Origin of the sequence: Kitasatospora sp. NPDC059722 (assembly GCF_042733235.1) — a bacterium.
Lineage (GTDB): Bacteria > Actinomycetota > Actinomycetes > Streptomycetales > Streptomycetaceae > Kitasatospora.
Genome location: NZ_JBHWGD010000010.1, coordinates 118,585 through 131,359, shown reverse-complemented (window position 1 = coordinate 131,359; position 12,775 = coordinate 118,585). Strand labels below are relative to the sequence as shown.

Annotated in this window: 9 protein-coding genes; 4 read left to right on the top strand and 5 right to left on the bottom strand. The window is 75.1% G+C overall.

The features are described from left to right. Positions 1–107 precede the first annotated feature (107 nt). Entirely contained in the window at positions 108–440 is a 333-nt protein-coding gene (locus tag ACFV4F_RS09045; protein ID WP_380501161.1) for a hypothetical protein, read from the top strand. 33 nt (positions 441–473) lie between these two features. Here ACFV4F_RS09045 and ACFV4F_RS09040 read toward each other — a convergent pair whose 3' ends face one another. From ACFV4F_RS09040 to ACFV4F_RS09025, 4 genes are all read right to left on the bottom strand, one after another. Next, positions 474–2,411, bottom strand: a complete 1,938-nt coding sequence (locus ACFV4F_RS09040) for an FtsX-like permease family protein (RefSeq protein WP_380501159.1) — start codon at positions 2,409–2,411, stop codon at positions 474–476. Continuing rightward, the gene (locus ACFV4F_RS09035) at positions 2,408–3,151 is read right to left on the bottom strand and encodes an ABC transporter ATP-binding protein (RefSeq protein ID WP_380501157.1); all 744 of its coding nucleotides are present in this window, start codon (positions 3,149–3,151) and stop codon (positions 2,408–2,410) included. The genes ACFV4F_RS09040 and ACFV4F_RS09035 overlap by 4 nt, the downstream gene beginning before the upstream one ends. Before the next feature lie 43 nt (positions 3,152–3,194). Next, on the bottom strand, positions 3,195–3,671 hold the full coding sequence (locus tag ACFV4F_RS09030) for a GNAT family N-acetyltransferase (RefSeq protein ID WP_380501155.1): 477 nt from the start codon (positions 3,669–3,671) through the stop codon (positions 3,195–3,197). 62 nt (positions 3,672–3,733) lie between these two features. Further along, positions 3,734–5,005, bottom strand: coding sequence for an SAV2148 family HEPN domain-containing protein (locus tag ACFV4F_RS09025; RefSeq protein WP_380440981.1), 1,272 nt, complete (start codon positions 5,003–5,005; stop codon positions 3,734–3,736). A 388-nt stretch (positions 5,006–5,393) separates the two neighbouring features. Between ACFV4F_RS09025 and glgX the strand changes: the two genes are divergently transcribed. The 3 genes from glgX to treZ all read left to right on the top strand — a co-directional run bounded on the left by glgX (position 5,394) and on the right by treZ (position 11,815). After that, positions 5,394–7,562, top strand: a complete 2,169-nt coding sequence (gene glgX / locus ACFV4F_RS09020; RefSeq protein WP_380440983.1) for a glycogen debranching protein GlgX — start codon at positions 5,394–5,396, stop codon at positions 7,560–7,562. 72 nt (positions 7,563–7,634) lie between these two features. Further along, positions 7,635–10,085 (top strand): malto-oligosyltrehalose synthase, encoded by a 2,451-nt coding sequence (gene treY / locus ACFV4F_RS09015; protein ID WP_380501153.1) that lies wholly within the window; start codon positions 7,635–7,637, stop codon positions 10,083–10,085. After that, positions 10,082–11,815 carry a malto-oligosyltrehalose trehalohydrolase gene (gene treZ, locus ACFV4F_RS09010; RefSeq protein ID WP_380501151.1) on the top strand — a complete coding sequence of 578 codons (1,734 nt, stop codon included), beginning with the start codon at positions 10,082–10,084 and terminating at the stop codon, positions 11,813–11,815. The genes treY and treZ overlap by 4 nt, the downstream gene beginning before the upstream one ends. A gap of 10 nt (positions 11,816–11,825) precedes the next feature. Here the strand turns inward: treZ and ACFV4F_RS09005 are convergent, their stop codons facing one another. Then, positions 11,826–12,719 carry a transketolase family protein gene (locus ACFV4F_RS09005; RefSeq protein ID WP_380501149.1) on the bottom strand — a complete coding sequence of 298 codons (894 nt, stop codon included), beginning with the start codon at positions 12,717–12,719 and terminating at the stop codon, positions 11,826–11,828. Between the last annotated feature and the right edge of the window lie 56 nt (positions 12,720–12,775).

Sequence of the window (12,775 nt, the reverse complement as noted above, 5' to 3'; positions counted from 1 at the left end):
AGCCCCTATCATGACCCGCCCCACCGACAACCCGGCCGCCCAGGGGTCCGCTCCGGCGGTCCGCCGGGCCCTAGGCTGGTCCCCGGACCCGATCGGAGGAGCCGACGATGAGCACCGCCCCGAACCTGCCCGTGCCCCCGAACCGGCCCGACGAGGCCCACCCGCTGCGGACGATCAGAGAGATCCGCGCGTCCTTGCCCGGGGACCAGGTGGAGCACTTCGACGCCGAGCTCGCCGACACCGACATCGACGAGCTGCCGGCGGTACTGCACCGCTGGGCCACCCTGGGCACCGACGGCTTCGTCGACTTCCTGCTGTCGGCGCCCCTCGAAGGGCTGGAATTCGGATCCCGGTCCTACGACGACGAGGCCGGCCCGGGCACCGGTGTCGTCGCCGAACCCACCGCCCGGCCGAAGGCGGTCAACCCGGCGGAGTACTGAGGGTCCGCCGGCTCTCCGGGCCGGGCGGGGCGGTTACCGGGCCCCGTGGGTGAGGGCGAGGCGGCTGGGGATGACGCTGGACAGGACGGCGAGGACCAGGCAGACGGCGGCCGCTCCGGCGAGCGGGGTCCAGGGGAGGCGGAAGGCGATCGCGGTCTGGCCGGCCAGGATGCGGTGGTCGATCAGTGCCGTCGCGCCCCACTGGGTGAGCGCGGTGACGGCGAGGGCGAGGACGGCCGCGGTGGCGACGACCAGGACGGCCTCCAGGGCGACCATCGACAGCACCTGCCGGCGCACCGTCCCTGCGAGGCGCAGGACGGCGAAGTCGCGGCGGCGGTCCGCGGCCGACATCACCATGGTGTTGACGATGGCGATGAGCGCGTAGAGCAGGGCCGGGCCGAGGATCGTGCTGGTGGCGATCCACGCGTAGTGGGCGCCGGGGTCGGGGCCGGGCGTGCGGGCGTCGGTGAGCGTGCCGCCGTAGGTCGCGGCCGGGACGTCGGAGAGGTGGACGGCGCCGGGGCGGGCGCCGTCCAGGTGCGCGGTGACGGCGTCGCCGCTGAGCAGCACCTCGTCGAGGCCGAGCTGGGTGCGGTAGACCAGGGCGAGCCGCAGGCTGGTGACGGTGCCGTCGGCGAGCCGCAGGTTGACCTGGTCGCCGAGCTTCCAGCCGTGGCCGCGCACCTGGTGGACGGAGGCGGCGAGGGTGGCGCCGTGCAGGTCGGCGGGGCTGCCCTCGACGGCGGGCAGGGTCCAGGCGGTGGCGAGGTCGCCGGTGACGACGGTGGCGGCGGACGGCGCGGAGGCGGCCGAGTCCTCGCTGTGGTCGGCGAAGGACGCGGTGTCGGCGCCGAGGCCGGTGATCACGGTGGGGGTGGTGGCGGTGGCGCGCAGGCCGGGCCGGTCGGCGGTGAGCCGGGCGAGGGTGTCGACGGGCAGCGGGACGGCGCCGGGCCGCAGCACGTAGCGGGCGGCGGCGGTGGCCCGGCCCTGGGCGGTCATGGCGTCGGCGAAGGCGGCGGTGGCGCCGATGGCGGTGCCGGTGAGCGCGATGGTGAGGAAGGCGGGGGTGGCGGTGGAGACGGTGCGGCGGACGGCGGTGAGCGCGTTCTGCCGGGCGAGCAGGGGTGCGGCGGCGACGGTCCAGCGCAGTGGGGCGCTGAAGGCGCGGACGAGCAGCGGGACGAGCAGCGGCGCGAAGAGGGCGACCGCGGCGATCGTCATGAGGTCGGCGGCCATGACCCACTGGGAAGCGAGCTGGGGGTCGTCGGGCTGGTCGCCGGGGGCGGGGGGCATGCTCGGGGCGGCGAGGTAGTAGCCCACCGCGCCTGCCAGGGCGAGGAGTTGGGCGGCGGCGCAGGCCCAGCGCAGCGGCGTCATGACCTTGCGGTCGACGGCGGCGTCGCCGAGGGCCTCGACGGCGCGGACGCTCCCGGCCCGCAGGGCGGCGCCGAGGGCGCCGAGCAGGGCGACGAGCAGGCCCACGGCGGCCGCGACGAGCATCGGGGTGAGCGCGGGGTGGGAGGTGAAGCCCGCCTGGGCGGCGCCGCGGGCGACGAGCCAGGCGGCGAGCGCGGGTGCGGCGGGCAGGGAGAGGAGGCAGCCGGAGACGGCGGCGGCGAGGGCGACGGCGGCGGCCTCGCCGGTGATCAGCAGCACGACCTGGCGGGGCGTCGCGCCGACGGCGCGCAGCATCGCGATCTCCTGGCGGCGCTGGGCGACGGCGAAGGCGAAGGTGCCGGCGACGACGAAGACGGCGACGAAGGCGGCCATGCCGGCGGTGAAGGTGAGCACCTTGTGCAGGGAGGGCGCACCGAGCGGGGAGTCGTCGCCGGCGGTGTCGTCGAGGAGGGTGCCGGTGGTGGCGACGAGGGTGACGCCGAGGGTGAGCGCGACGTAGGAGCCGGCGAAGGCGGCCTTGCGGCGGCGCAGGCTCGCGGTGGCGACGGGCAGGAGCGTGGCCATGGTCATGCCGCCGTCTCCAGGGCCGTCATCCGCTCGGCGACCTGCTGGGCGCTGGGGCGGGCGAGGTCGTCGGCGAGGCGGCCGTCGGCGAGGAAGAGCACGCGGTCGGCGTAGGAGGCGGCGACCGGGTCGTGGGTGACCATGACGGTGCTCTGGCCCTCGCGGTCGACGAGGTCGCGCAGGAGGGCGAGGACGTCGCGGCTGCTGGAGCTGTCGAGGGCGCCGGTGGGCTCGTCGGCGAACAGGACCTGCGGGCGGGCGATGAGGGCGCGGGCGATCGCGACGCGCTGCTGCTGGCCGCCGGAGAGCTGGGAGGGCAGGTGGCCGGTGCGCCGGCCGAGGCCGACCTGGTCGAGGGCGCGGTGGACCTGCGCGCGGTCGGGGCGGCGCCCGGCGAGGCGCAGCGGCAGGCCGACGTTCTGTTCGGCGGTGAGCGAGCCGACGAGGTTGAAGGCCTGGAAGACGAAGCCGAGCTTCTCGCGGCGCAGCACGGTGAGCCGGGTCTCGGTCAGCGTGGCGAGGTCGGTGCCGTCGAGGGTGACGCGGCCGGTGTCGGGCCGGTCGAGGCCGGCGGCGCACTGGAGCAGGGTGCTCTTGCCGGAGCCGGAGGGGCCCATGACGGCGGTGAAGGTGCCGCGCGCGAACTCGACGTCCACCCCCCTGAGCGCGTGGACGGCCTCCGGGCCGGTTCCGTAGGTGCGGTGCAGTTGTTCGAGGCGCAGGACGGCCTCATCCCCCGTGATCATCACGGGGGCTATGCCTACCACGAGCGGGCCTGCTGAGGCCATCTCAAGTGGCGAAACGATTCTGCCGCGTCCGGGGTTCACGAACGAGGAGGACGTCGACCCGGTCCTCGCGTTCCAGGACGAAGTCGTGGCGCTCGTACAGGCGCTGGGCGGCGCTGCCCCGCAGGACGACGAGGCGCACCGGCTCCCCGGCCGCGTCGGCCTCGGCGAGGACGTGGCGCAGCACGGCCGTGCCGAGGCCGCGGCCCTGGAGGTGCGGGGCGAGGTAGAACAGCTCCAGGTGGCGCCCGCCCCGCTCGTCGGGCCGGACGCTGAGGGAGCCGGCGAAGGCCCCCTCGACCAGCAGGACGGACGTGTGCGCGGTGGAGAAGGCGTCCCGCACGCGCCGGCGGGAGCGCTGCGGGTCCCAGCGGCCGAGGCGTTCCAGGTCGGCGCGCATGACCTGGTCCTTGAGGTCGCAGACGCGGTCGACGTCCTCGGGCCGGGCGGGCTCCAGGGTCCAGTGCGGGAGGCTGTTCACGGCGCGCAGTCTGGCAGCGTCCGCACCCGCCCCACCAGCGCCGCCCGAGAGGTGGACGCGGCTCAGGACACGGGCCGGGAGTCCGCCCAGACCCCCTCGAACTCCTCGCGGTAGACCTCCAGCAGGCCCGCCTCCGTGCCGCCGGGCTGCTGGCCGGCGCCGCCGCGCAGGACGAGCGCGGGGGACTCCATGCCGCGGGCGCGGCGCAGGTAGGGCTGGACGACGCCGAGGTCGCGGCCGGCCCGGCGCCCGCCGCGGCCCTCGGGGCGCGGGCCCTCGACGAGGTAGGCGGTGAAGCGCGGGGTCTCGTCGAAGACCCGGATCTCGAAGCCGCCCGGGTCGCGCAGCCGGGCCCGCACCCGGCGGACGTGCATGATGTTCATCTCGATCGAGCGGGACAACTCGCCGCGCCCGAGGCCGAGTTCGCGCTCACGGCGGCGCACGGCGCTGCTCGCCGGGTTGAGGAACAGCAGCCGCATCCGGCAGCCTTCGCCGGCCAGGCGCACCAGGCGCTTGCCGGTGTAGTTCTGGCAGAGCATGCCGAGGCCGATGCCGAGCGCGTCCAGCCGCCGGGCGCCGTCCAGGAGGTCCTCGACGGGCAGGTCGCGCTGGAGGCGGACCCGGTCGGCGTGCACCGCGACGACGTCCGCGTACCGGCCGGCGACCAGCGACTCGACGACGTCGGCGGGCACCCCGCCGGCGCCGCCGTCGAGCAGGGCGAGCAGGCGGGCGGCGGCGCGCTCGGTCTGGGCGAGGACGGTCTGGGTGAGGACGCGGTTGCGGGAGACCACGTGCCGGGCCACCTCCAGCTCGTCCAGGGCGAGTTCGATCTCGCGCCGGTCGGCGAGGTAGGGCTCGAAGCACGGCCAGTGCTGGACCATGAGCTCGCGCAGCTGGGGCAGGGTGAGGAAGACCAGCGGGTCGTCGTCGGCGGGGTCGAGCAGGTAGCCCTTGCGGCGGCTGACCTCCCGGACGGCGCCGGCGCGGTGCGCCCACTCCTCGCCCGCCGGGCCGGCGGCGGCGGTGACCCAATCCTCGCCGTGGGCGGGGGCGTAGATGGGGTGCAGGACCTCGTCGACGAGGGAGCGCAGCCGCTGCTCGACCAGGTTGAGCCAGACGTAGGCGCGCCCGGACAGGCGCACGCGCTGGTAGGCGTCCTCCCACTCGGCGCCGGACCAGGCGAGGGCGGGGATCTCCACCGGGCCGCCCTGGGCGGGCACCAGGGAGCGGCCGGTCATGGTGGGGCGCATGACCACCGTGGGCGCCTCGCTGCGGGCGCCGCCCCGCTCGGGGCCGTCGGGCCCGGCGCCACGGCCGCCAGCAGGGAACACCATGCGCCACCTCATCTGCGGCTGACCCCCGCGGGTGCGGGGACCGTTGACGGGCCGTTGACTAGCACCGGTCGGCCGGGGCGGCCGGACGATCAAGGGTACTGCCCGCCGAGAGCCGTCCGCAGCCGGTTGCCCGAGGGGGCGCGGACGCACCAGGGGACCCACCCGTCACAGCGCCGGGCTTAATCGGAGGAATACCGCCCGGACGCCCGTTCGGGCTAACGCAGGGCACGGGTCCCGGCGACCGGGGGAAGGGTCGTGGAGTATGCGGACTGTGCCGTGCGTCACGGCGCGCGAACGCCGCACATGCCCGGCCGCACGGCCGGGAAGACAGCCGCTGATTCTTGGACTGGACGTCAGTTTTCTTTTTTGGCAAGGAAGTTGAGGACTCATGCAGGTCTGGCCCGGCAAGCCCTACCCCCTCGGCGCCACCTACGACGGGGCCGGTACCAACTTCGCGGTGTTCTCCGAGAGCGCCGACCGGATCGAGCTGTGCCTGATCGACGGGGACGGCTCGGAGAGCGCCGTCGAGCTGCGCGAGACGGACGCCTTCGTGCGCCACGCCTACCTCCCGGGCGTCCAGCCCGGCCAGCGCTACGGCTTCCGCGTCCACGGGCCGTACAACCCGGGGCTCGGCCAGCGGCACAACAGCGCCAAGCTGCTCCTGGACCCGTACGCCAAGGCGATGAGCGGGAACGTCGACTGGGACGAGTCCGTCTACGGCTACCACTTCGGCGCCCCCGAGCGCCGCAACGACCTCGACTCCGCCCCGCACACGATGCACTCGGTGGTCATCAACCCCTACTTCGACTGGGGCACCGACCACCCGCCGCGCACCGACTACCACCGGACCGTCATCTACGAGGCGCACGTCAAGGGCCTCACCCGGCTGCACCCCGGCATCCCCGAGGAGATCCGCGGCACCTACGCGGGCCTCGCCCACCCGGCGGTGATCGAGCACCTCGCCAAGCTCGGCGTCACCGCGATCGAGCTGATGCCGGTGCACCAGTTCGTCCGCGACCACCGGCTGCGCGACCTCGGCCTCGCCAACTACTGGGGCTACAACACGATCGGCTTCTTCGCCCCGCACTCCTCCTACTCCTCCGACGGCGACCGCGGCCAGCAGGTGCAGGAGTTCAAGTCGATGGTCAAGGCGCTGCACGCGGCCGGGATCGAGGTGATCCTGGACGTCGTCTACAACCACACCGCCGAGGGCAACCACCTCGGGCCGACGCTCTCCCTGCGCGGCCTGGACAACGTCTCCTACTACCGGCTCGCCCAGGACCAGCGGTTCTACGAGGACACCACCGGCACCGGCAACAGCCTGCTGATGCGCAGCCCGCACGTGCTCCAGCTGATCATGGACTCGCTGCGCTACTGGGTCACCGAGATGCACGTCGACGGCTTCCGCTTCGACCTGGCCGCCACCCTGGCCCGGCAGTTCCACGAGGTCGACCGGCTCTCCTCCTTCTTCGACCTCGTCCAGCAGGACCCGGTCGTCTCCCAGGCCAAGCTGATCGCCGAGCCCTGGGACCTCGGCGAGGGCGGCTACCAGGTCGGCAACTTCCCGCCGCTGTGGACGGAGTGGAACGGCATGTACCGGGACACCGTGCGCGACCTGTGGCGCGGCGAGACCGCCGCGCTCGCCGAGTTCGGTTCCCGGCTCACCGGCTCCTCCGACCTCTACCAGGACGACGGCCGCCGGCCCATCGCCTCCATCAACTTCGTGACCTGCCACGACGGTTTCACCCTGCGCGACCTCGTCTCCTTCAACGAGAAGCACAACGCGGCCAACGGCGAGGACAACCGGGACGGCGAGTCCTTCAACCGTTCCTGGAACTGCGGCGTCGAGGGCCCGAGCAACGACCCGGCCGTCGAGGAGCTGAGAGCGCGCCAGCAGCGCAACCTCATCGCCACCCTGATGCTCTCCCAGGGCGTCCCGATGCTCTCCCACGGCGACGAGCTCGGCCGCACCCAGCACGGCAACAACAACGCCTACTGCCAGGACAACGAGCTCACCTGGGTGCACTGGCCCCAGGAGGACGGGCCGCAGGCGCGGCTGCTGGAGTTCACCCAGGGGATGATCTGGCTGCGCCGCGACCACCCGGTGTTCCGCCGCCGCCGCTTCTTCCACGGGCGGCCGGTCTCCGGGCGGGTGGTCTCCGGGCAGCCGGCCGCCGGCCGCGCGGCGGCGGAGGCGGGCGGCTACGACGACCTCACCGACATCGCCTGGTTCACCCCGAGCGGGGAGGAGATGACCAAGCGCAACTGGGGCGCCAGCTACGCCAAGTCGCTCACCGTCTTCCTCAACGGCTACGCGATCTCCGAGCCCGACCGGCGCGGCGGGCGGATCGTCGACGACTCCTTCCTCCTCATGTTCAACGCGCACTTCGAGCCGCTGGAGTTCACCGTCCCCGCCGACCACGGCCAGGAGTGGCAGGTCGTGGTGGACACCGCGCAGCCCCGGCTGCCCGCCCCCGGTACCGGCGCCCGGGTCAAGGCCGGCGACACGCTCTGGCTCACCGACCGGTCGCTCATGGTGCTCCAGCGCCCGGCGTGAACCCGCGGACGGTCACCTGTTCGGATCAGCAGCGGGTCTTGGCGGCGGGCTCCCCCGGGTACTCATGGAGCTATGACCTCCGCCGCCGAGCCCGCACGGACCCGCCCGGCCGCCAGTGTCCCCCCGTCCTGGACGCCGACCGCCGGCTACCGACTCCAGCTCCAGCCCGGCTTCACCCTCCGCGACGCCACCGCCGCCGTCCCCTACCTCGCCGCCCTCGGCGTCTCCCACCTCCACCTGTCCCCGCTGCTGGAGGCCGCCCCCGGCTCGACCCACGGCTACGACACCGTCGACCACGGCCGCGTCAGCGAACAGCTCGGCGGCGAGCCCGCCCTGCGCGAGCTGGCCGCCGCCGCGCACCGGCACGGCCTGCGGCTGCTCGCCGACGTCGTGCCCAACCACATGGCCGTGCCCGTCCCCGAACGGCTCAACCGGCAGCTGTGGGAGGTCCTGCGCGACGGGCCCGACTCCCCGTACGCGCGCTGGTTCGACATCGACTGGGCCGCCCAGCCCGGCCCCGCCGACGCCCCCGGACGCGGCCGGGTGCTGCTGCCGCTGCTCGGCGGGCGGCTCGGCGACGAACTCGGCCGGATCACCGTCGACGGCGACGTGCTGCGCTACCACGACCACGTCCTGCCGCTGCGCCCCGGCACCGGGCACCTGCCGCTCGCCGAACTCCTCGCCCGCCAGTGGTACCGCCTCGCCTGGTGGCGCCTGGCCCGCACCGAGCTCAACTACCGGCGCTTCTTCACCGTCAACGAGCTGATCGCCGTGCGGGTCGAGGAGCCCGAGGTCTTCGACGCCACCCACGCCGTGCTGCTGCGGCTGCACGCCGACGGCGTCCTCGACGGCTTCCGGATCGACCACCCCGACGGGCTCGCCGACCCGCGCGGCTACCTGGCCCGCCTCGCCGCGGCCACCGGCGGCGCCTACACCGTCGTCGAGAAGATCCTCACCGGGGACGAGCGGCTGCCCGCCGACTGGCCGTGCGCCGGCACCACCGGGTACGACGCGCTGCGCCGCATCGACGGGGTACTCACCGACCCGGCCGGCGCGGGCCGGCTGGCCGCGGCCTACGAGGCCTTCCTGCACGGGACCGCCGCCCCCGCCGAGCTCCGCCGGGACCCCCACCCGGCGGTCGCCGCGGCCCTGCGCGGCCGGGCCGAGATGACCGCACCGCGCGGCGAGCTCGCGGCCGAGGTCGACCGGCTGGTCCGGCTCGCGGTGCGGGTCGGGGCCGCCGAGCCCGAGCACGCCGACCACGCGCCCTGGCAGCTGCGCGCCTCGCTGGAGCGGCTCCTCACCGGCTACCCGGTCTACCGGCCGTACGTGCGGCCCGGCGAGGCCGGCGACGACGGGTACCTGCGCGGGCTGCTCGACGGCGCGGCGGACCCCACCGATTCCCTCGTCGCCGCCCTCGCCCTCGGCGAGCTCGGGCGCGGGCCCGAGAAGGACGAGTTCTGCGCCCGCTTCGCCCAGACCGCCGCCGCCGTCGCCGCCAAGGGCGTCGAGGACACCGCCTTCTACCGGTGGAACGCCCTGCCCGGCCTCAACGAGGTCGGCGGCGAACCCGCCCGCCCCGGACTGGAGCCCGCCGGCTTCCACGACTGGTGCCGGTACCTGGAAGGCGCCTGGCCGCTCAGCATGACCGCGCTCTCCACCCACGACACCAAGCGCAGCGCCGACGCCCGCGCCCGCCTCGCCGTCCTCGCCGAGCAGCCCGAGGCGTGGGCCGCCGAGGCCGCCGCGTGGTCCGCCGCGGCCGGGCCCGGCAGCGACCGCGACGGCGACTGGCTGCTGTGGCACACCCTCGTCGCCGCCTGGCCGATCGGCCCGGACCGCCTCGTCGCCGCCCTCCTCAAGGCCGCCCGCGAGGCCAAGCTGCACACCTCGTGGACGGCCCCCGACACCCCCTTCGAACGCGCCCTGGAGGAGCGCGCCCGCGCCGTGTACGACACCCCCGGGCTGCTCCCCCGCATCGAGGGCCGGGTGCACGCGCTCGCGCCGTACGCCCGCTCCAACACGCTCTCCGCCGCGCTGCTGCACCTCACCGTGCCCGGCGTCCCCGACCTCTACCAGGGCAGCGAGGAACCGCTGTACACCCTCGTCGACCCCGACAACCGGGGCGTCGTCGACCTCGGCGCCCTCGCCGTCCGGCTCACCGACGCCGCCACCCCGCGCCCCGGCGACCTCGCCCGCGAGAAGCTCCACCTCACCGCGACCGCCCTGCACCTGCGGCGCGCCCGCCCGCTCGGCCCCTACCGGCCGCTGCCCGCCACCGACCTCGCCTCCGACCACCTGCTGGCCTTCGCCCGCGGCGACGACGTCGTCACCGCCGTCACCCGCCTCCCGTACGGCCTGGAGCGCGCCGGCGGCTGGCGGGACACCTTCCTCGACCTGCCCGCGGGCGGGCCGTGGACGGACGAACTGACCCACCGCACGCACCCGGCGGGACCGGTGCCGGCCGCCGACCTGCTGGCGACGTACCCCGTGGCGCTGCTGACGAGGAGGAGCCCGGCGTGAGGCCGTACGAGGTGTGGGCGCCGTTCGCCGCCCACCGGGTCGAGGTCGAAGTCGACGGCGTCCCCCACCCGTTGGACCGCCGCCCGGACCGGGACGGCTGGTGGGGCGGCGAGGCGCCGGAGGGCGACTACGCGTTCCGCCTCGACGGCGGCCGCCCCCTGCCCGACCCGCGCTCGGCCCGGCAGCCGCACGGCCCGGACGGCCCGAGCCGGGCCGTCGACCACGCCGCGTTCCGCTGGTCGCACACCGGCTGGCGCGGCCGCCCGCTGCCCGGGGCGGTGGTCTACGAGCTGCACGTCGGCACCTTCACCGCCCGCGGCACCTTCGACGGCGCCGCCGAACACCTCGACCACCTCGTCGGCCTGGGCGTCGACTTCGTCGAGCTGATGCCCGTCTGCCCGTTCCCCGGCAAGCACGGCTGGGGCTACGACGGCGTCTCCCTGTGGGCCGTCCACGAGCCCTACGGCGGGCCCGAGGGCCTGAAGCGCTTCGTCGACGCGGCGCACCGCGCGGGCCTCGGGGTGATCCTCGACGTCGTCCACAACCACCTCGGCCCGTCCGGCAACCACCTTCCGGCGTTCGGCCCGTACTTCACCGACCGGCACCACACCCCGTGGGGCTCCGCGATCAATCTGGACGGCCCCGGCTCCGACGACGTGCGGACGTACCTCATCGGCAGCGCGCTCTCCTGGCTGCGCGACTACCGCATCGACGGGCTGCGCCTGGACGCCGTGCACGCCCTCGCGGACGACCGGGCGGTGCACTTCCTGGAGGAACTGTCCGGCGAGGTCGAGAAGTTGGCGGCGGCCACCAACCGCCCGCTGTTCCTGATCGCCGAGTCCGACCTCAACAACCCGCGCACCACCACGCCGCGCGAGGCCGGCGGCCAGGGTCTCGACGCCCAGTGGAGCGACGACTTCCACCACGCCCTGCACGCCGCCCTGACCGGCGAATCCCAGGGCTACTACGGCGACTTCGCGCGGGCGCCGCTCGCCGCCGTCGCCAGGACGCTCACCCGCGGGTACTTCCACGACGGCACCTGGTCCGCCTTCCGCGGGCGCCGCCACGGGCGCCCGTTCGCGCCGGCCGGCGCCGGGCACCGGCTGCTCGGCTACCTGCAGACCCACGACCAGATCGGCAACCGGGCGCTCGGCGACCGGATCTCCACCACGCTCACCCCCGGGCGGCTCGCCGCCGGCGCCGCGCTGGTGCTCACCTCGCCGTTCACGCCGATGCTGTTCATGGGCGAGGAGTGGGGCGCCGCCACGCCCTGGCAGTACTTCACCGACCACACCGACCCCGACCTCGCCGAGGCCGTCCGGCGCGGCCGGCGCCGGGAGTTCACCGAGCACGGCTGGCGCGCGGAGGCCGTCCCGGACCCGCAGGAGCCGGCCACCGTGTTGCGCTCGGTGCTCGACTGGACCGAGCCGCGGCGCCGGCCGCACGCCGAACTGCTCGACTGGCACCGGCGGTTGATCCGGCTGCGGCGGGAGCGGCCCGAGCTGTCCGATCCGGACCTGGGCGCGGTGCGGGTCGAATTCGACGAGGCCGCACGGTGGTTGGTCGTCCACCGGAGGCCGTACCGGGTGGCGGTCAACCTCGGCTCCGGCGAGGCCGCGCTGCCGCTGGGCGGCGAAGGGCGGGAGGTGGTGGCCGCGTTCGGGCCGGCCGCACTGGACGGTCCGACGGTGCGGCTGGGGGCGGACGCGGTGGCCGTCGTCCTGCTGTGACCGGCCGCGGCTACCACAGGAAGGTGGCGATCCGCTCCCGCAGCGAGGCCGCGTCCAGGCCGTAGGCCGCCAGGTGCTCGGGGATCGAGCCGTAGTGCCGGTGCTCCTCGCGCGGCACGCCGAGACCCAGCACCCGGTGCGGGCGGTCGGCCAGCGCCGCGTGCGCCTCGTTCGCCGACGTCCCGGCCAGGTACGGCTCCACCAGCACGACGTCCGGCCGGTCGCCCAGGGCCGCGCGCAGCCCGGCCGCGTCGAACGGGCGGACGGTGGCGGCGTACAGCACGGTCACGTCCAGGCCCTCGGTCGCCGCCAGCACCGCGTCCAGCATCGGGCCGACGGCGACGACCACCCCGCCCGAGCCCTCGCGCACGGCGGTGAACCGGCCCGGCTCGACGGCCACCGGCGCCTCGTTCTGGTGCGCGGACAGGCGGACGTACACGTTGCGGTCGCCGTCCGCGACGGCGTGGCGCAGCAGCGTCTCGGCCTCGTCCGGGTGGCCCGGCACGTGGACGGTCCAGTCCGGCAGGGTGTCCAGCAGCGCGACGTCACCGGGCGACATGTGGGTGCGGCCGCCCGCCGGCCAGTCGTACGAGCCGGCCGCGCTCACCAGGACCGCGCCGACGCCCTGGTGGACCAGGTCCAGCTTGACCTGCTCGAAGGGCCGCTCGACGAGGAAGCTGGCGAAGGTGTGGGCGATCGGGCGCATCCCGGTCAGCGCCAGGCCGCCGGCCGCGCCGATCAGCAGCTGCTCGCGGATGCCGACGTTGATCACGCGGTCGGGGTGGCGCCCGGCCGCCGGGGCGAAGGAGGCCGCGCTGATGTCGGCGAGGACGAGGGCGACGCGCAGGTCCTGGTCGAGGAGGTCGGTCGTGACGTCGAAGAAGCGCTCGCGCATGGTTTCCATCGGTGAAGTCCCCTTGTGTATCGGCGGGTTGTGCGTGACGGCGGTGGTGCTCGGCC